Origin of the sequence: Glutamicibacter nicotianae, assembly GCF_006539525.1 — a bacterium.
Lineage (GTDB): Bacteria > Actinomycetota > Actinomycetes > Actinomycetales > Micrococcaceae > Glutamicibacter > Glutamicibacter nicotianae.
The window spans coordinates 38,749-56,294 of sequence record NZ_BJNE01000007.1 but is presented as its reverse complement, the minus strand read 5'-3'; the positions used below and the strand labels follow the sequence as shown (position 1 = coordinate 56,294).

Here is a 17,546-nt window from a genome sequence, read left to right as displayed (position 1 = left end):
GTTATGAAACGTTTCCGCTGGGTAAACGCTGGGCTACGGTCCTGGGTTCTTGGTGGCGAACTGCTCCAACACCGCGGCATGGTCCGGTGCATTCGTATTCTTTTGGACGTAGTGCTTTGTCGTGACGCTGGCCGATGAGTGGCCCAGCTGGGCTGCAGCTGCTCCGACACCTTCGGCGTTCGCCAGGATTGTTCCCACGGACTTTCGGAACGTGTGCGGAGTGACCCACTCGAAACCGATCGCTTCACGCGCCATGTTCCATTGTTTCCTGTAGCTGCTCGGATCCCTGAGCTTGTCCACCGATGAAGGGAACACGACATCATAGGGGTTGCGGATCGCTTCGGTGGTTCGCCTGAAAAGCGTGTCCCGCGCGAATGAGGGCAGGCTGTAGGTGAGTCTGGATCCCTCGCTTTTCGGGAGGGGTTGCCATTTCACGCCTTGGCCTTTCACGTAGACCAGTGTGCCGTTGATGGTCACTGTCGCGGGGGTGGCTGCCAGGTCGACATCGGACCAGCGGATGCCTAGGGCTTCGCCGATGCGGCAGCCGGTGGCAAGCATGATGTCCACTACTTCCAAGAGGTCTTGGGGACGTTGCCGGCCTTGGGCATCTTTGGTCTGTTGCCAATGTTGCAGGCCGGCGCGCAGGGCTTGGGCTTCTTCCACGGTGAGTGCGCGGACGGTCTTAGTTTCGATCTGGATGGGGGACACGTCGCGGATCGGGTTCGACTCTAGGGCTCCGTGGCGTACTGCCAGCCCTAGGATGCCTGATAGGACGCTCTTGGACTGCTTGGCGGTGCTGTGTCCGCTGCTGGACGCGAGGGCGCGCAGGAACCGCTCTAGTGCTGGCACTGTGGCTTCGCGGACGCGCAGGGAGCCGATGCCGGGGATTACGTGCGAGTCGAGGACTTGCCCGTAGCGGTCGAGGGTGCGCTCCGCGAGACGCTTGTCTTTGACCTCGGTCCACCATAGTTCGATGACGTCGTTCAAACGGGTTTCGCGGGTGATGTCCGCGCCTACTGAGTTGGCGCGGTCCTGCATGTCGATGATGAAGGCGCGTTCAGCCGCGGCGCCGGAGCGACCTGGGACGGTCTTTTCCAGTTGCCGGGTGACTCCGTCGAAGTCTCTGAATCGTGCGATGGCACGCCAAACACCGGGCGAGATCTCTTTGCGGGAGATCTTCCCCCAGGAACCTATTGGGAGCGGTGGGCGTGGCATGGTTCCCCCATTCTGTTGCTCTTAGCCTTCAGCTTCTATCCACTGGGAAGAAACTCCGGAGTTGGTCGGGTTCGGTTTTTGTTCACCCGAACCAGGGTGCAACACGTCTTTGCCGACAAAGTATTTTTTACTGGCCCGGTCATCTGCGGACGGTTCAACTTGGACCCAGTCGTGAGCGTCGAGGTTCAACGCATCGGCGGCCGCTTGCATGGCCGGCGACGGGTGGTCTTTCAAAAGCGCCTGGATCTCCGGGGAGTCTTTTGCGATCCGGTGTTTCTTCGCCAAGACTTCGGCCTGTTGTTCAGTGGCAGTGCTAGCCGTGGCCGGTGGCCACACGCGGGTATCGACTTCGCGGTGGGTATCGGTAGTGCTGTCCGGTCGATGCTCAACGGTATCGTCCGAAAGATCGGCACTAACGTTGTTCCGGGCCGTACAGGTAGGGGCATGGTTGTTGACCACGCGAACGGGCTGAGCTCGTATTACGGGCACTTGTCCGCTTGGGGCAAGCGTCCCGGTGACGAGGTCAAGGCCGGTGACCGTATCGCATCTTCGGGCAACACAGGCCGATCCACCGGCCCGCACTTGCACGCGGAGCTGTGGCGCAACGGGGTCCCGTTCAACTACCGCAACTATTTGTACGACAACGGCGGCGTGTTGAATCCGGGGCTAAGCCAGGTCATGAACCTGACTCGGCAGCCTGAAGCGATCCTCACTAGCCGGCAGTGGAGGGACATCTCCACTCTCGCGCAGCGGGGCGCACAGCAGTTCCCGGACAGGATGACGCTCGTCGTGGATGGGCATGAGTTCACTGCTTACGTCTCTGATGTGGCGGATGGGCGGATGCGCTCTGCGAAGCGGGAAGCACGCCGCGGCAACCGGCAGATGACCGGACAAAGATAACCCAACGTGTAGCCAAAAACAGGTATCACCGTAGACTGAAAGAGGAACTTTTCTTTCGGGTGCTACAAGGCCGCCAGTAAACACCGCAGCTGGTGGCTTTACCCGTATCCATGTGTGGAAAAATAACCCAGACGTGTTCATCTGCGTTTTTTCACTGTGTGTAGACGGCAATGCCGGGGGAGAATCTGATCCCGACCGCAGCCGAACCCCGCACCCCCAGGGCAACCTCGGGGTTTGTCCCGTAATCGAAGGTGCTTTGCTTATGCATAAATGTTATTGTGAGTGAGCCGACTTGGATCTAGGTATTGGGGTTGGGGGGCCGGTTCGATTCCGGTCGTAGTGTGTGTAGTCGCTGTTATCGTATTTTTCATGATCCTAGACGTAATCATTTCCCATCTGATAAGTGGAGAATTTGCCAGGATACTGAAGATTGCGAGGGAGTTGCTTATGGGTATTACTACGAATGTGTTATACGACATGGTAACTCGACTATCCGCCGCAGGTGGCTTCTGCACCAGTTCCTAGATTCATGAATGCGAAGAACCATCCCACTGTTTTACAACGGTGGGATGGTTTTTTAGGTAATGAGTGACTTTCACGTCGATCACTTACGACTTATTGTACGCGTTCAATTGGTCTAGGTATTCGTGTGAGGTGTGGCGTTGAGTTGCACACCATACCCGGAATTTACCGTAATCTACCCGGCGTTTCCGCTGGGTTTCCGCTGGGTTGAGCGTATCTGGCCGGTAATTGAAAACCGTCCGATTTGGCATTATGCCTAGTCGGACGGTGTTTCTTTGTGCCCCCGGCGCGACTCGAACGCGCGACCTAGAGATTAGAAGAACCTCCAAGCGGTTTCCGACCGTTTCCACCACCGTCAAAATCCGCATGCCTTCGCGGTATTTCGGGGGAGTGGGTACTGGGTTTTACGCTGCTTCCTATCAAAACTGTGGTGCTAATTGTGGTGTAAACCTGGTGATCCAAATCGACAAGGTAATGTCTCTTTTATGGAAACTGCAGAACTTGATTACGCCTTCTTGGCCGACTTTGCCCAGGTTAGTGACAATAAACTGACTACAGTAGGGGCGAGCTACACACACGTATATACCAGCAGTGTCCCTGGTGGGCATCTACTTTATATTGCAGGTCGGATTCGGTGTCCTGAAAATCTCCAAGAAGTTCCGCTGAAGATCGTGGCGTCACCGCCCAACAAGGAATTCGAGATCGCCGGTGAACTAACCCTAGGTCACCAAGGAGAGATCCGTCCTTACGATGGAAAAGTCGGTTTGCTGTTCTCGATGGGAATTAACCTTCCGCTTCCAAGCGAAGGCTTATACGAGATCAACCTATTCCTAGAAGATCGTCTTGTACGCCGACTCGCATTCTCTGTTGAGCTTCGCCGCGGGTAGTCATGAATCTAGAAATCACTCGCCATGCGAAAATGAGGATGGAGCGGCGTGGGGTGACCATGGATGATGTTAGGAGTGTTATCAACAATCACTTTATGACTCTTCCAGGTGAAAACGGCTCCACTGTCTACCACGGACGTGTACGTGATGTCGAAGTCATTTGTGTCGCTGGTATTGTAAAATCTGGTGATTCGAGTACGCTCGTAATCAAGACCGCTTGGAAAAGAGAACAGCCATGATCCCTTATTTCGAACTCGAAATGGACCATGATGCCAACGCTGCCTACATTCAACTCACAAATTCCCCTGTCTCAAAGACTGTTGAGGTTTCCCAACAAGTCCTTGTTGACCTTGACGAAATGAATGTAGCTGTCGGCATCGAAATTTTGTCGCTTCACGCTGAGGTTCCGTTTAGTACACTGCGAGATCAGTTTCACATACATTCCGATGTGATTGCCCAACTTCAGATGGTGCAGCCCACTGTCTCCTCGTTTGCAACTTTCTCCACCGGAACTGATGGAGTTTCCTCTAATCAAAGTAACTCCATGTTCAAAAGTACATTGATTAGTCACTAAGCCTGAACGCAGAAAACCGCCCCACCCTCGTTTGAGGGTGGGGCGGTTTTTGGTTCCTATGCTTCGTGCTTACCTGGCTTATCGGCAGAGTACGAATCCGGTGACTTCGCGTAACCAAGCAGCCAGCCGATTTTAGGGCTGATGTAGGTTTCGAATAGTCGGACGGCCACGTAGTAAGCCATGGTTAGCAGGAGCGTGATCAGGGCGGTGAGCGCCCCTTCAAACTCCTTATCCAGTGGCAGGTTCGCGCTGGCAAACCAGCCGAGCACGGAGCCGACGACGATCGGCACCACGGTTCGGACGATGGATGCCCAGAGGGCAGAGAAAGCTTCAGACACGATGCGTCTCCTTAGTTGTTGTCGTTGAGCCAGCGCTGGATGGCCTTGCCGGTTTCCTTCAACGGCTTGCCGTCCAACCGCCACTTGCGGGTGTCGTAGTAGACCTTGCCGCGGTGGCCCAGGTCGTCGGCCAGCATGCGCTGGAACTCGACCCAGAACCAGTACCCGTCCTTGCCGTCCTTCTTGAGCGGGGTGCCCTTCTTGACACCACGGGCAGCGAACGGGGTCACCTCGTAGTAGCCGTTGCGCTGCATCAGCGTCATCGTGTCTGTGATGGTCAGCTTCTCGAACTTGCCATCCCACCGCTGGTTCTTCGAATCCTCTTCGAAGATGTTTTGCAGGAGGATCTGCAGGGCACCGATCTCCCACGACTTGAAGTTGCCGTTGATCTTCAGATCGGCGTAGTTGTCCGGGAAGTTCGTGGAACCATCCGGGGTGTTGGTCGGCGACTGGTCCTTGACCTTCGGCCGCGACGCCACGGGCACCGTCTCGCCGGTGACCTTGCCGCCCAATTCGCGCTCCCACAGGGCCACGGTGTCCTCGACGCTGCGGTTAGCCGCCGTCCAGGAGAACTCGACGTGCAGGTGGTCGGTGTGCGGGTTCACGCCGGTGTACTTGTACCATCCGGTGTACTTGTATCCGCCGGAGAAGATCTTCCGGTTGAAGATGATGCACTGGATGCCCAGCTCCTTGGAGTTCAGGCGCAGCTGCTCGGCTAGCTCCTGGAACACCTCGATCTTGTCGTACCACTTTAGGCCGAGGTCGAAGGCGCGGCCTTCACCGTGCAAGCTGGTGGTGCGGGTGGATCCGCGCACCGGCCGACAGTTGTAGATTCCGGAGTTCCGGCCACCCTGTTCCTTGTACTTGGCCAGGAACCAGGACATGGCGCCCTTCGCACCGGTGGTTGGGCCTTGGGTGCAGGTCTTGGCGCCGGCATAGCCTCGGTGGATCGCCATGCTTACTTGCCTCCTAGCGGCTTGATGCCCTTCGCCGGTTCGACGTAGTCGCGGTGGTCTGGGTCGGTGACTTCTTCGGGGTTCGGGTCGTCGTAGTCGTCCTGGTCTATGGCTTCCATCGGGTTCAGATCCTTAGCCACGGCGGGCTCCTTTCGGGTATGCAAAAGCCCAGTCACGCTTTGTGCCTGGGCATAAGAAAAGACCGCTAACGGCGGTCAGTCGATGGTGATGTTCGGTCGTGGCGGTGGATGCTCGGACTGGCGGTAATGCTGCCAGCGGCTAGTCAGGTCATCCCAAGCGGCGGTGAACAGGCGGACAGCATCACGCAGCCGGCGGATCGTTTTGTCCTGTTCCCGGATATGGGTCTCCAACGAGTCCACGCGTCCGGTGAGCTTCTGCCGTTCTTCTCGCTCAGCATTCAGATCCGTGCGCAACCGTGTGTAGTCCTCGCGCAGGTCATCAGCAACAGCCAAAGCCATCTGCTGTGACTTCTCAGCCACAGCAATATCCGCATCACGCTTCCGTACCGGCGCTTCCTTAGCGAACTGTCGATAACCCCAGAAACCGCCTCCACCAAGGAGCGCCAGGACAGCGACGATGATTGCAACGATGGAAGTTTCACTCATGCTTGTGATCCTCCACCTCAGCCAAAGTCCGGCGCACTGACTGCTCGATCATGATGATCGAAACAGCCCGGATCACAGAGCCGAGGCCCAGCGATAAGGGCACACCCCAGGAGAAAGCGGATCCGGGGTAATGCCAAGCGACACTGATCGCGTAGGTGGCGAAACCTCCTGCCGCGAGCCACCACCCGAACTGCTCGATGCTCCAGCCGTGCGATACTTTGTCACCCCACCAATTCAACCCGACCAAGCTCAGGAACCCACCAGTGCCGAGGAACCCGGAGACCAGGATGATCACCGGGTCTGGCATCTTGTCCATGCTCTTGGACGGGATGAATTCGGGGATGAACAAGCTCGCAATCACCAGTAAACCGAAGATTACGGCGACGACAGCCACCGTCATATCCAACGGGTGAACCAGCAGGCGGTCCCACCACCTCGGCGGGTTACGGGACGGCTGAAAAACATGGGTAGGCATTGTTTACCTCGCTTTATAACTTTCGCGCAACGATTGGATGATCAATTTTTCAAAAACCTCAACCTTGTGATTAGCTGGGAATTCACGCATTTATCATTCATGGGGGAATTTCATATGCGCACCCGCAATACGGACAAGTACAACGAGTTCGGACATCACATTTTTCCGTCACTCGACGAAGCCGTATCCATCCCGCTGAGCGACGGACTGAATACGATTCAGGTCAACGGGCGCGAATTTGACTATTTCTACCGAGATCGCGGCAGCAACGTCACCATCGTCACTTTCAGCGCAGCAATGCCGCAAAGCATGAATGAATACCCGTTCTTCTCCGGACGGAAAATGACCAACGAACTCAGCGCGAACTGGCTATCCTTCTCGGACCCTGCGAACGGCGGAGAAGAGAACCTCCCCACTTTCTGGCACCTGGGAACAAGCAGAATAAACTCCGTCGAGATCATTCCAAGGATTATCCAGCACGCGCTTGATACCGGCTCCGGCAAGCACCTGATCTTCTTCGGATCTTCCGCCGGAGGCTTCGCAGCACTCAACTACAGTCGAATGTTCCCAGAATCCGCTGCGCTCGTCATGAACCCGCGAGTCAACGTTCTCAACGAACCCAAAAGACTTCCCAAGTACGGGCCAGTCGCATTCCCAGGCATCGATGTAGTGGACCTGAATAAGCAGCTTCCCCTGAACCTGGCTAAGGTCTATTCGGCTCCGCAACCGAACCATGTGTTCTATCTGCAAAATCTGCAGGATCAGAACTACACCCGGCACCACTACTCGCATTTCAAGAAGAGCGTGGAAGGGCGTTCAGAAGTTCAATTCATCACCGGCAATTGGGGTGCGGGGCACGTTACGCCACCCCGCACCGCCTATATCGAGCCACTGAAGTCATTGGTTCAGTCCGCTCCACGATGGACGACAACTTACGACCCATACGAAGGACTATTCTTCTAGAGCCTTCCGCCGCATGCGCGCAGGCGCCCCCTGTGAGCGCTTGGCTTACTTATACGAGCGCCTTCAAAGCGACCACATCAGCCTGTGACAGCACTACTGGCATTATCGGGCGAGACTCCAGTACAGCGGCCATTTTGGTGTGGCCACTGGTTAGCATGTGCAGACCGTCAAAGTTATCAGATGCACGAATCGTGGCATCATCATCAGATACAGCAGCACTGAAGTTGAAAGCGTCTTTCAAACCGAGCGGCTTGGTACCAAGCCACGAGTTGTAGGCCTTTCGCACATCATTCACAGCATTGCTCTTATTGTTCGCCGGCGTGATGTAGGCTGCATACACGTCAGGGGCGAGCTTGTCTCGGACGATCGGAAGCACTCGCCCAATATTGGCCTGCATGGTGGACAGTGAGACGCCTTCCTGAAGGTCATTCTGACCAAGGAAGTACACGACACTGTCCGGCCGAGCAGACCCGGCGTAGTGGCCCCATGCGGGTGATGCTGGGTCATCCCACGAGTCCGAATTCGAACCATGCACCGCCATGAAATAAGGCAATGCCTGATTGCCCCGGCAGAACTGGGACAGCCACGAGTCAAAGACGGGGAGTGTGGTTCCAGTTCCAACTGTGTTTGAATCGCCGAAGCCAGCAACAACATTTGTATCTGCCGGTACCTCAACTTCCAGATACCAGTCAAACGGCATATCAGTAGCGGCAGCCCCGGTGAATCCAGTGGCAAGGCTTGCGTCTGCACTATTAGTGGAACGGTATCCACCACCACGTGACAATGCATTGACCTGCCCAGCAGTGTTCGTGAATCCGAGGCTGAGCAGCTGGTAGCGGTCTTCAAGAATCGTGATGTTGAACCATGGAGACACATACTCTGTACCATCGGTTGGGGTCGTGAACGCTGGGAGTACCTGCAAAGGGGTGCTAGTGAAATTCGCGCCGGAAGCTGGCCCGAACCACGCCCCAGTGAAGCTCACGGCACCGTTGTACGAGGTGCCGTTATAGTAGTTCCAGTTGCGGATATGCAATCGAGCACGCTTTCCGGCCACGCTGTACTGGACTGGGAAACGCACCGTGGCGTCAGAGACAGTTTCGGTAGCATTGCCAGTCTGCTGGGTGAGTGCGAGCGGGACGTTCTTGAAGCCGGAGCGTGCAGTAGACGAGCCAGACGGAGACGGTTGAGCGGAAGGGTGGACCTTGTACCAAAGACCATAACCCGTAGAACCAGCTGCACGAATGTAGATCGACGGGCCAGGGGCAACAGCAACGAAGCTCGTCCACGTCTGAAGTCTCGTGTTGCCGAGGATCTCGGTTTTGATCTTGCCAGCATTCGGGGCTGGCGCGCCCATGTTCCCGGCAACCGTACCGTTCCAAATCGTGTACTCAGAATTCCACGTAATGTCGTCGATATGCGCGATCGTGGTCAGTGCAATGTTGCCGAAGTCAGCGCTCGCGCTGAGTTCTTTCCACGGGCTGAGCCGAGCACCGTTGCTGATGCTGGACGACCAGACGCGGCCCTCTGCACCGTATTCAGTCCATGTCTGTATCGATGCTGAAGACCCGATCGGCATAACGAACACACTGCCAGGCTTAGCACCAGTTGGCCGTCCGCCGATTGTGTCAACAATCGCCTGTGTTGGAACACCCCACGAACCAACGTAGTCCAGGCCGAACCAAGTGTCTAGGTTTGTTCCGCTGGCCAACTGCCCCATGTAGGTGTTGCCGGTGTCGCCCTTGTCGCCCTTACCGCCTTTGAGGTTGGCGATTAGAATCCATGCCACTTGTTACTCCCATCTGGAAAGATTGTTGGTTGATGGCTGGAACCACCATTGGCCTCGTTGCGGATTGGTAGGTGGGTTTTCGTCCACCCAGACGAGCAGCTGATTACCTCCGCCACCGCCACCACTGTTGCCTCCGCCGTGGTAGAGCAGGTCGCCGAACGTTCCTCCTGCGTTGGGAACTTGGATTTTCAGACCGAAGTCCCAGAAAGTCCCCTCGGTTTCGTTCCAGACGATGCCGACGTCATACCAGGCTTCGTAGGCGAGCTGGTCCGTGGCGTTCAGGTTGACGCTGAAAGAACCGTCCGAGCTTGGGGTGACTGGATGTTCTTTCGTGGGAAGCACGAAGTCTTTGGAAAAACCTGACACTCCGACGTTGGGGCGGTTGAGCCGGAAAACCAGTTGCCCGATCTCCTCGGACAAGGTTCCACCAGCTATTTCCCGCAGATGGCCGGTCACTGTAGGCATTGCGCCTCCTTAACGAGAAAACCCACCGGCTAAGCGGTGGTTTGTGCGAGTTGTGATTGAAGTTTGAGTTCTGCGCTGAGCTTCTTCAGCTCGAACCCCTGCGCATCGAGCTCCTGCCGATACTCCACGATGATCGATTCCGCCCGGAATACTTGTCGGCGCAAGTTCTCATTCTCGGCTTGGAGTTCCTCGACCCACGCGAGTGCTTCAGCCAAAGCTTCATCATCGGCCGGTTGTGCCATTTTCAGTCCTTCTAAGTAACGATTCGGTAGAAGTAGCCGTTGGAATCGCAATGAACATTCGCTGTTGCCGTCGTTGTTGTTGGCAAAGAACCGATTTTCAAACGTGTCGGTGAAATCTCAGTGCCGAAACCACTCCCGATGAAAATCCTTGGGAAACGGGAAATTCCTGTGGCTTCCAACTCGCCATTCACCCACACCTTAGGAGCATCCAAATCGATTGCGTTAGCCCGTGCCGTCACGGTAGACCCGCCCGCCGTGAGCTGAGCCTTACCAGACGCGCTAGTGCTCTCCACCACGGCATCCTTCGTAGTTGCCGTAAACCGGAAACCCAGGAGCCCCGAGGTGATACCAGCACCGTCAAACCCGATGTTCCCGCCTGGGCTGGACTGGTCAATGACCAGATCACCAACGGTGATGCGCCCCTCGGCGGTGACGTTCAGATCGTTCTTGATCGTGGTCACGCCCTCAACCGACAGGGTGCCCTTGGTGGCCATAGGCCCGGTCACATCGAGCTTGCCCGTGATCGTGGTGTCTCCACCAATATCCAGAACGCCGTCCAAAGTGGTGGGCCCGGTGACGTTCAGCTCTCCCGTGATGTTCGTGTTACCGCCGATAGTCGTCGTACCCGTAACGTTCAACGGACCAGTAATCGCCGTACTGCCAGACAAGTTGATCTGCCCAGACGCATTCAACGTCCCAGTAACCGATAGAGTGCCCGAAACCGTCGCCGTACCAGCAACACCCAGCAACCCATCAATATGAACATTCGAACCCTCGGCCCAGTGCGTGTTGCCGCGTTCAACCGTTGTGGACGGAAGGTCGGTCTTGGTGCCGTAGTTCCTTTCCTTACGCCGTTGCCGAGTGATGTTCTCTCCGGTGAGGTCAATGACTCTTGCCACTGCTAACCTCCCTTGGGTTGGAACTCGATCTTCACGAAGTCACTGTCAATATCGCCGGAGTACTTGAGCACCCTCCATTCACGCCAACCGGTGATGAAGTACGGGTCATCGCGGATATACCAGCGGACAATCGTGCCAGGACGCAGCTCCCACAGGTTCCCAAGAATTGGAGAATCAAGTTTCAACTCGAAGCCGGCCTGACGCACCGCCTGATTATTCGCAACCAAAGCAGACACAGCCTGCTCGTAAAGCTCAGGCCCCTTCTTGGTGTTCTTGAACTGCTCCACCCGTTCCAACGCCGGATAGTCAGCGATGTTCGCGGACTGTGATTCGCGCACCAGCATCCCAGGACTCTTAGCGGTTTTCTTGCCGGATCCTTCACCGACCGCAAACATCTGTGTTGCTACGTCGCGGGCATCAGTCTTGATCCACAATCCCTGCGCTGGGGTTTCCGGAGCCGAGAAGTTCACCTCGATCGTGTTCAACGACAGATCACCAGTACGTAAGGTGAAGCGCACACCGCCCGCACCGTCCCACTCTGGGCGGAAGTCCACATCTGGGCCATCGGTGAGGTCCATGATTTCTTCCATCGCAGACAGCGCCGTGTCCATGTTGTACCCGTTGTAGGTGCGAGAGCGGCCACCACTGTAGTCGTTCTCGTACACCATCGGCACACCACGCCCAGAACCAGCCACCGCGAGTTGAATTATCCGCTTCACGATGGTGTCGTACTCCAACCCGGAATACGTTTTCTCCCAGTTCACGATGTCCTCAGTACGCACTTCACTGATCAGACGCGCATCCCACAAAGACCAAATATCCTCGTGAGTCAGATTCAATTGCTGAGTATCGCGCTCATAGTGGGCTTCCCAGATGATCCCCGCATAGACCACAACATTGTCGTAATCCACGACGATGGCACGCTGCCCAGGATACGAATCATTCAACCCGGCGACCGCTGCCACGTCAGGATCCGACAAAACCAGCGAAGTGGATCCGCCAGCACTGTGGTTGAACGTCCGCTCCCACGACGTGGACTGAGGTCTAAGTTCGACACGGTCAGCCCAAGTCTTCGAGGAAACACTCCACACCCGGTAACCCACGCTGGCCTCCTAAATGTAAGTGTCGCTGTATTTGGCCGTGAACAGCCCCGCGGTAATGGTCATGTTCTGCGACAGCCCCGGATTGACCGGCGAAAAGTTCGCGGTAGACAGACCGCCGCGAACCACCGCACCGCCGGCCCGTAGAATCCCAGTCCTGAAATCAATCGTGTGCGGCGACCCAGAAACAAGAGCCTGGGTAACCACCACTGATTTTCCGTTCAACGTCAGCGTGTAACCACCCGCTGATGTACCAGTCACCGTGACCACCGGCCACGCAGGAACCCTGCCACGGTGGAACAGTGCTGCCGGAGTGCTGGAAGAACCGGCAACCGTGTACGACTCGCCATATTTGAACGGGTCGATCGCTTCCAGAGGGATCTGGAAGTTGAGGTAGGAATCCGTCTCGAAGCTGGTCTTCACCGGGCCGCGGGGATCGACCATGGCCCACTGCGTTGGTCCGTGGCCTTGCACCAGGAACTTGGAGTTTCCGCGATGCCCCAGCGCGGTGAGGATCCCCGCCGCCTGGTGCAGGTAGTCGTGGTTCTTCGAGATGACGCGGCCTTCGTAGGTGATCAGGCGGTTGCCGTACTCGATCGGGGTGCTGAAGCTGCCGTCGCCGTTCGTGCGGTCGGCGCGCTGCCGGCGGGGTGGCGGGCTGTCCCACCACCCCTCGATCTCGCCCAGGCGCTTCCACACGCCGTCTCGGGTGGCACCGGTCAGCGGGTAGCCGTCGAGTGTGACTAGCTCGTTAGCCAATGCGCATCCCTACCTTCGCGAGCTTGTAGCTGATAGCGTCGGTGACTTCGCGCGCCACCCGGGTGGCATCGGTCGCACCATTGATCTGGATGCTGATTTCCGGGAGGCTCGATCCAGCCGGGACCGCCGTGGCCACGGTAGACTGCATGACCGAAGCCGTAGGGATGCCCACGGGGATGCCTCCGATCTCGCCGCCGGTGGCGTGGCCACGGATGGAACCTGCCTGCAGGCTGGCGCGGAACTGGTAGACCGCGTCGTGGCCGCCCATGAGCTGGACTTCCTTGGCGGTGAGCATGTGCTCGCCGTTGGAAGCCCAGATCGGCACATCATCCGACGTGCCGGAGCCGGGCCCGAAGATCGCACCGCCGGTGGCCTTCGTCTGGCCACCGGTTCCACCGCGGCCGGTGGATACATGTGTCTCCGAGTAGATCGAGTTCTCATGCGTGGTGATCCACACGTGAGCCGTCTTCCCGTCCACCTCATCGACCGCTGCCTTGGTCTTTTCAGCTTCCAGACGCGCCGCCTCAGACATCCACGACTCGACCTTGACATCCTCCGGGATGCCCATGACCTCGCGCGCCATCTTGTCGGCGGCTTCGCCCGTGATTCCGAACTGGCCAGCTGCGTTGATCAGGGATTCATACGTCGACTGCAGGGACCCTTGAAGCTCCTTCTCGGAAGCATCGCCCTCGGCGAGCGCCCGGAAGTAGTCTTCGCCGGATTGGGCGAGTCCTTCGAATGCTGCCTGGTTGGCTCGTCCCTTTTCGGTGGTTACGTCGAGGGTCTGGCCGTTCTTCGTGATCGATTCTCCGACCTCGTCGATTGCGGCTTGGTAGTCGCGGTAGGCGGCGTTCTGGTCGCGTGTGATGATGCCGGCTTCGAAGAGGACATCGAGGAACTTCTTGATGTCGTCTACGGTGCCTTCTGCGGTGACGCCGACTTCTTCGAGTGCTGTTTGGGCCACGTCTGCACCTTGCGCGGCTTCGAGAGCAGCGGGCTTGGTGCCGGTGAGAGCCCAGTTAAGCAGTTCTTGCTTCTCTATGGTCACGCCTGCGGCATCCGCCTGGCCTTGGAGCCCGCCGATGAACTCCGGGAACTGGCCTGCGACCTCTTCGAGGGTCTGTCCGTAGTCCGCGCCTTGCTGCGCTGCGACCTGGAAGCCCTTGAACGCCTCTGCCTCGGCGCCGGAGTCGAGCAGTTGCTTCAGCGCGGTGTCGTATTCGCCGACAGCCTTTGAAGCGAGCTTCGCGTCCGAGTCGAGGATGCCACCGAGTGATGCCACCCAGTCCAGCGCCTTGAGACCGCCAGGCTGGTTCAGTGTCTCGATTGCCTGGCCGATGCCAACGATGCCGGCACCGCCGTTACCGCTGGCAGAGGACAGGTCGTTGAGACGCTTGGTCAGCGCTTCTACCGAAGGCGCACCGTTGGTGAGCTTCTCGATGTAGTCCGCGGAGTCGCCCAGCTCGTCCAAACCGGTGCCTGCGATCTGCGCTGCGAGCTCGAAAGTTCCCAACGCAATGGCAGCAATGCCGGCCGCTTTACCCACCTTGCCCAGTACCCCAGGAACCTTGCTGCCAGAGGATCGCAGGTCCTTGAACGCGTCGACTGTCTCCTTGACCTTCGGAACCATCGTGACCAGCGCGCCACCGGCGAGCGCTCCGCCGCCGACGATGCCGGTGAGGATGCCTCCGATGGAGAGGACTGGTTCTGGGATGGTGCCCACGGCGTCGATGAAGCTCTCGGCGGTTTGGACGAGTCCGCGGAGTACGTCGTTGGCGCCGGATCCTGCTTGGAGGAAGACGGTGTCGAAGGCTCCGCCGAGTTTTTCGAGGTCGCCTGCGAGGTTGTCTTGCATGGCGGCTGCGGTTTCTGCTGCGTATCCTGCGTCGTTGACGGCGTCTTCCCATTTCTGGATGCCTTCGGCGCCTTCTTCGTAGAGGACGTTGGCGGCGCGGACTGCGTCGGAGCCGAAAATGGTCTTGAGCGTTGCCTGGCGTTGCTCATCGGACATGTCCTTGAGGGCTCCTTGGAGGATGCCAGCGTATTCGGACATGCCGACGAATTGGCCTTGGGCGTCGTAGGCGCTGATGCCGAGTTCGTCCATGAGCTCCGCGGCTTGCTTGGAGTTCGGGGTGAGCGACTGCAGCATGGTCTTGAAGCTGGTGCCCGAGTCGGAGCCGGTGAGGCCGGCTGCGGCGAAGGCGGTGAGTGCTCCGGTGGTTTCCTCGATGGTGAGGCCGACGCCGTTGGCGACGAGGCCGGATTGGTTGAGGGCCATGCCGAGGTCTTCGACGCCGCCCTGGGCTTTGCCTGCGCCTGCTGCGAGGAGGTCGGCGATGTGGGGGACTTCTTCGCCGGAGAGCTTGAACTGGGTCATCGCTGATGCGGCGATTTCGGCGGCCTTGGCCACTTCGATGTTGTCGGTGGCTGCCAGGGACAGGGCGCCGGTCAGGCCGCCGTTGATGATGGCCTGGGTGTCGACGCCGGCCTTGGCGAGTTCCTTGATGCCTCCGGCGGCTTCGGATGCGCTGAAGGCGGTGTCCGCGCCGGCGCCAACTGCTGCTTCGCGGAGCAGATCCATGTTGCCGGCGGTTTCGTGGGTGGCTGCCTGGACTTCGGACATGGACTTGTCGAAGTCGGCGTAGGTGTGGAGCATCTTGCCGAAGGCGAGGGTGAGCGCGCCGCCGGCTATCGTGACTGCGGGTGCGAGGGTCTGGTAGGCCTCGGCCTGCTTGGCCACGGCCGCTTCGGTGGCGGCGGCTGCTTCCTGCGCTTCGACGTTGGCCAGGTACACGGCGTCGGAGAATGCGTCGACGCCGTGCGCCGCGGCCTGGGAGGACGACACGATCTTGCCGTTGGAGTTCACCAGCTGGCCGTTGGCGTTGTAGAGCAGGCCGGCGGCCTTGGCTGCCTTCTGGTCAGCGTCGGCGACGAGCTTGATCTTCTTCGCGGCTTCTTCGGAGAAGCGTGCGTTCTCCTGGGTGGCCTTGTTGGCGTTCTGGGTGGACTGCGTCAGATCCTCGACGGACTTCTTCGCGTCCTTGAACCCCTTGATGAAGTTCGACACCGTGGCTTCAAGCCTGGCAGATACTCGGCGCTCGGCCATGTGCCCTCCTTCGGGTTATGCCGGCAGGTCTCGGATTGGCTTATCCGCGGGCCTGTCGTAGCTGGTGTAGACCCGTTCGCCGGGGTCGGGTTTGTATGGCTCTTTGCCGATTCCCTGGGTGGAGCGCTCACGGGCTGCGCAGGACTGGCAGACCTTCTTGTGCGCCGTGTACCAGCCGTCGTTGTCCGGGTGGTGGGCCAGCTCGGTGGGCTGGCCACAGTAGCACAGGCCGTCCTCGTAGATGGTGAGGACCAAGGACAGAAGGTAGTCCTTGTCCGTCCAGTCGCCGCGCTGGCTGGAAAACCAGTGCATGGGCGGCTTCTGGACGGCTCGGGCTGTGCGCAGGACGTTGACTACTGACCGGAGTCTTGGCTGGTGCCAGAGGCATCGGGCAAAAAATCTGCGTCCGGGGCTGGCGCTTCGGACTGCACCTGCTGACGCTTGGCCAGGAGCTTGGAGAGCTGGGCTGCACCGAGCTTCGCTTCCAGGGTGGCGACCAACGGGATCGTCATCTTGATGTCGCGCTTCTCCAACGTCGGGGACTCCAGCGCCACGATGGACTCGGCCAGCAGCGCCCGGTTCAACGCGACCCGCTGCGCCATCTGGTCCTCGCGGGACGCATCGTCGGAGAGCGGGTGCTGGTCGACCAGTTCCTTGATCTTGTTCTGGGGGAGTGCGCGCAGGTAGAAGGTGACCTCGGAACGGGCGAAGGCCTTCATCAGCTCCTCGCGTTCCTTCTTCAGCTTGGCCAGCAGCGGGGAACCTCCACTGACCTTCTCGATGCCGATCGCATCGGTCTCCACGCGGATCTGGCGGGCCAGGTGGTTGATCTTCGCGACGAGGTCGCCGCGCTTGTACACGGTTTCCGAATCCTCGGGCAGGCGTGCGTCGTCGATCCACGCCTCGAAGTCGAACTCGGCAGGGTTCAGTTCAGTCATGGTGGGCTCCATTTCAGGTGTGCGGGCTCTTTATGGGGATGGGGAAGCCCGGTGACGCAGGAGCCCATCCACGTCACCGGGCTAGTCAAGGGGTGCCGGCTAAGCGCCTGCAGGCACCAGCACTTCGCTGACCATGTTCTGGCCCAAGAACTCGACGCGGCGCTTGATGTTGCCATCGTTGCCCGGCCGGGTCGGCGAGTCGGTCTTCAATTCGCCACCGAGGAAGATTTCATCTCCCGCGGCCCAGTCCTCGGTCGAGTCCTTGTCGGTCTCGCGCATGTAGATCCACACGGTGGTGTCCTTGACCATGACTGCCTGGTAGGCAGCATCGAGTTCTGCGACGTCCGCTCCGGAGCCGGTGGTCAGCCACTCGCGGACGAAGGTCAGCGCGGTCTCGTAGTTGCTGGCGCCGAGCGCCTGGGCGTTGCCCTTCTGGCAGGACACTTTCTCGTTGAACCGGTCCGACGCGGTCGGCGACCAGGTGATGTCCGATTCGAGAACCACGCACGAGAAGTCGATGCCGGCGTTCAGCTCAGTAGCGGTAGGGATCGGACCAGCTGGCTTGGTAAGCAGCATGGCCCACTTCTTCTTGCCGTCTGCGGAAGTCTTCACTTGGCATCCTCCTCAGCGTTGCTGGCCGGCTTGGCCTTCGCCTTCACGCCGGTATTGCGAATGGACGGCACTTCGACGAAGCCGAGTGCCGGATTGGTCAGGTAATGCTCCGGAACCAGCCGGATTTCCCCGCCCCCTTTGGGTCGGGCTTCCACAAAGCCAGGCTTAGCCATGGTGATGTGT

General features: G+C 58.6%; 22 protein-coding genes. 4 read left to right on the top strand and 18 right to left on the bottom strand.

Translation table 11 applies throughout. The annotated features are described in order from the left end of the window. Nucleotides 1–33: 33 nt before the first annotated feature. Nucleotides 34–1,215 (bottom strand): tyrosine-type recombinase/integrase, encoded by a 1,182-nt coding sequence (locus ANI01nite_RS09760; RefSeq protein ID WP_141357718.1) that lies wholly within the window; start codon nt 1,213–1,215, stop codon nt 34–36. Between the two features lie 21 nt (nt 1,216–1,236). Then, nucleotides 1,237–1,674 carry a hypothetical protein gene (locus tag ANI01nite_RS17000; protein ID WP_255314497.1) on the bottom strand — a complete coding sequence of 146 codons (438 nt, stop codon included), beginning with the start codon at nt 1,672–1,674 and terminating at the stop codon, nt 1,237–1,239. Between ANI01nite_RS17000 and ANI01nite_RS09755 the strand changes: the two genes are divergently transcribed. From ANI01nite_RS09755 to ANI01nite_RS09740, 3 genes are all read left to right on the top strand, one after another. Beyond that, a complete protein-coding gene (locus ANI01nite_RS09755; RefSeq protein WP_255314491.1) occupies nt 1,597–2,115 on the top strand; it encodes a M23 family metallopeptidase in 519 nt (172 codons plus the stop codon). The genes ANI01nite_RS17000 and ANI01nite_RS09755 overlap by 78 nt on opposite strands. 1,007 nt (nt 2,116–3,122) lie before the next feature. Further along, entirely contained in the window at nt 3,123–3,524 is a 402-nt protein-coding gene (locus tag ANI01nite_RS09750; protein ID WP_141357714.1) for a DUF6941 family protein, read from the top strand. A gap of 235 nt (nt 3,525–3,759) precedes the next feature. Further along, nucleotides 3,760–4,098, top strand: a complete 339-nt coding sequence (locus ANI01nite_RS09740; protein WP_141357710.1) for a DUF2283 domain-containing protein — start codon at nt 3,760–3,762, stop codon at nt 4,096–4,098. Nucleotides 4,099–4,154: 56 nt separating this feature from the next. On the opposite strand, the gene ANI01nite_RS09735 is transcribed toward ANI01nite_RS09740, so the two are convergent. The 5 genes from ANI01nite_RS09735 to ANI01nite_RS09720 all read right to left on the bottom strand — a co-directional run bounded on the left by ANI01nite_RS09735 (nt 4,155) and on the right by ANI01nite_RS09720 (nt 6,412). Next, nucleotides 4,155–4,436: a hypothetical protein gene (locus ANI01nite_RS09735; protein WP_141357708.1), complete on the bottom strand. Its 282-nt coding sequence runs from the start codon at nt 4,434–4,436 to the stop codon at nt 4,155–4,157. An 11-nt stretch (nt 4,437–4,447) separates the two neighbouring features. After that, on the bottom strand, nt 4,448–5,392 hold the full coding sequence (locus ANI01nite_RS09730; RefSeq protein ID WP_141357706.1) for a VldE C-terminal domain-containing protein: 945 nt from the start codon (nt 5,390–5,392) through the stop codon (nt 4,448–4,450). Nucleotides 5,393–5,394: 2 nt separating this feature from the next. Beyond that, nucleotides 5,395–5,532, bottom strand: a complete 138-nt coding sequence (locus ANI01nite_RS16700; protein ID WP_170214620.1) for a hypothetical protein — start codon at nt 5,530–5,532, stop codon at nt 5,395–5,397. Nucleotides 5,533–5,607: 75 nt separating this feature from the next. Then, nucleotides 5,608–6,018, bottom strand: a complete 411-nt coding sequence (locus ANI01nite_RS09725; protein ID WP_141357704.1) for a hypothetical protein — start codon at nt 6,016–6,018, stop codon at nt 5,608–5,610. After that, the gene (locus ANI01nite_RS09720; protein ID WP_141357702.1) at nt 6,011–6,412 is read right to left on the bottom strand and encodes a hypothetical protein; all 402 of its coding nucleotides are present in this window, start codon (nt 6,410–6,412) and stop codon (nt 6,011–6,013) included. The genes ANI01nite_RS09725 and ANI01nite_RS09720 overlap by 8 nt, the downstream gene beginning before the upstream one ends. 195 nt (nt 6,413–6,607) lie before the next feature. Between ANI01nite_RS09720 and ANI01nite_RS09715 the strand changes: the two genes are divergently transcribed. Beyond that, nucleotides 6,608–7,456 carry a hypothetical protein gene (locus ANI01nite_RS09715; RefSeq protein WP_141357700.1) on the top strand — a complete coding sequence of 283 codons (849 nt, stop codon included), beginning with the start codon at nt 6,608–6,610 and terminating at the stop codon, nt 7,454–7,456. Between the two features lie 49 nt (nt 7,457–7,505). On the opposite strand, the gene ANI01nite_RS09710 is transcribed toward ANI01nite_RS09715, so the two are convergent. The 11 genes from ANI01nite_RS09710 to ANI01nite_RS16695 all read right to left on the bottom strand — a co-directional run bounded on the left by ANI01nite_RS09710 (nt 7,506) and on the right by ANI01nite_RS16695 (nt 17,536). Beyond that, a complete protein-coding gene (locus tag ANI01nite_RS09710; protein WP_141357698.1) occupies nt 7,506–9,242 on the bottom strand; it encodes an SGNH/GDSL hydrolase family protein in 1,737 nt (578 codons plus the stop codon). A 3-nt stretch (nt 9,243–9,245) separates the two neighbouring features. Further along, nucleotides 9,246–9,707, bottom strand: a complete 462-nt coding sequence (locus ANI01nite_RS09705) for a hypothetical protein (protein ID WP_141357696.1) — start codon at nt 9,705–9,707, stop codon at nt 9,246–9,248. A 29-nt stretch (nt 9,708–9,736) separates the two neighbouring features. Continuing rightward, a complete protein-coding gene (locus ANI01nite_RS09700) occupies nt 9,737–9,949 on the bottom strand; it encodes a hypothetical protein (protein WP_141357694.1) in 213 nt (70 codons plus the stop codon). Nucleotides 9,950–9,960: 11 nt separating this feature from the next. After that, a complete protein-coding gene (locus ANI01nite_RS09695; protein WP_141357692.1) occupies nt 9,961–10,848 on the bottom strand; it encodes a hypothetical protein in 888 nt (295 codons plus the stop codon). A gap of 2 nt (nt 10,849–10,850) precedes the next feature. Next, entirely contained in the window at nt 10,851–11,813 is a 963-nt protein-coding gene (locus ANI01nite_RS09690) for a hypothetical protein (protein WP_141357690.1), read from the bottom strand. Nucleotides 11,814–11,960: 147 nt separating this feature from the next. Then, nucleotides 11,961–12,707, bottom strand: coding sequence for a phage tail family protein (locus ANI01nite_RS09685; protein ID WP_141357688.1), 747 nt, complete (start codon nt 12,705–12,707; stop codon nt 11,961–11,963). Continuing rightward, nucleotides 12,700–15,813, bottom strand: coding sequence for a phage tail tape measure protein (locus ANI01nite_RS09680; RefSeq protein WP_141357686.1), 3,114 nt, complete (start codon nt 15,811–15,813; stop codon nt 12,700–12,702). The genes ANI01nite_RS09685 and ANI01nite_RS09680 overlap by 8 nt, the downstream gene beginning before the upstream one ends. A 15-nt stretch (nt 15,814–15,828) precedes the next feature. Then, on the bottom strand, nt 15,829–16,125 hold the full coding sequence (locus ANI01nite_RS09675; RefSeq protein ID WP_141357684.1) for a hypothetical protein: 297 nt from the start codon (nt 16,123–16,125) through the stop codon (nt 15,829–15,831). 41 nt (nt 16,126–16,166) lie between these two features. After that, on the bottom strand, nt 16,167–16,751 hold the full coding sequence (locus tag ANI01nite_RS09670) for a hypothetical protein (RefSeq protein WP_141357682.1): 585 nt from the start codon (nt 16,749–16,751) through the stop codon (nt 16,167–16,169). Between the two features lie 99 nt (nt 16,752–16,850). After that, nucleotides 16,851–17,363, bottom strand: coding sequence for a phage tail tube protein (locus tag ANI01nite_RS09665; RefSeq protein WP_141357680.1), 513 nt, complete (start codon nt 17,361–17,363; stop codon nt 16,851–16,853). Then, nucleotides 17,360–17,536: a hypothetical protein gene (locus ANI01nite_RS16695; protein WP_170214619.1), complete on the bottom strand. Its 177-nt coding sequence runs from the start codon at nt 17,534–17,536 to the stop codon at nt 17,360–17,362. Before ANI01nite_RS16695 ends, ANI01nite_RS09665 begins: the two co-directional genes overlap by 4 nt. Nucleotides 17,537–17,546: the final 10 nt, after the last annotated feature.

Coding starts and splice junctions, on each gene's coding strand:
- ANI01nite_RS09670 (WP_141357682.1), bottom strand. CDS start 16,751: ATGACTGAACTGAACCCTGCCGAGTTCGACTTCGAGGCGTGGATCGAC.
- ANI01nite_RS16695 (WP_170214619.1), bottom strand. CDS start 17,536: ATGGCTAAGCCTGGCTTTGTGGAAGCCCGACCCAAAGGGGGCGGGGAA.
- ANI01nite_RS09675 (WP_141357684.1), bottom strand. CDS start 16,125: ATGCACTGGTTTTCCAGCCAGCGCGGCGACTGGACGGACAAGGACTAC.
- ANI01nite_RS09755 (WP_255314491.1), top strand. CDS start 1,597: ATGCTCAACGGTATCGTCCGAAAGATCGGCACTAACGTTGTTCCGGGC.
- ANI01nite_RS09715 (WP_141357700.1), top strand. CDS start 6,608: ATGCGCACCCGCAATACGGACAAGTACAACGAGTTCGGACATCACATT.
- ANI01nite_RS09705 (WP_141357696.1), bottom strand. CDS start 9,707: ATGCCTACAGTGACCGGCCATCTGCGGGAAATAGCTGGTGGAACCTTG.
- ANI01nite_RS09680 (WP_141357686.1), bottom strand. CDS start 15,813: ATGGCCGAGCGCCGAGTATCTGCCAGGCTTGAAGCCACGGTGTCGAAC.
- ANI01nite_RS09725 (WP_141357704.1), bottom strand. CDS start 6,018: ATGAGTGAAACTTCCATCGTTGCAATCATCGTCGCTGTCCTGGCGCTC.
- ANI01nite_RS09750 (WP_141357714.1), top strand. CDS start 3,123: ATGGAAACTGCAGAACTTGATTACGCCTTCTTGGCCGACTTTGCCCAG.
- ANI01nite_RS09740 (WP_141357710.1), top strand. CDS start 3,760: ATGATCCCTTATTTCGAACTCGAAATGGACCATGATGCCAACGCTGCC.
- ANI01nite_RS09700 (WP_141357694.1), bottom strand. CDS start 9,949: ATGGCACAACCGGCCGATGATGAAGCTTTGGCTGAAGCACTCGCGTGG.
- ANI01nite_RS09730 (WP_141357706.1), bottom strand. CDS start 5,392: ATGGCGATCCACCGAGGCTATGCCGGCGCCAAGACCTGCACCCAAGGC.
- ANI01nite_RS09760 (WP_141357718.1), bottom strand. CDS start 1,215: ATGCCACGCCCACCGCTCCCAATAGGTTCCTGGGGGAAGATCTCCCGC.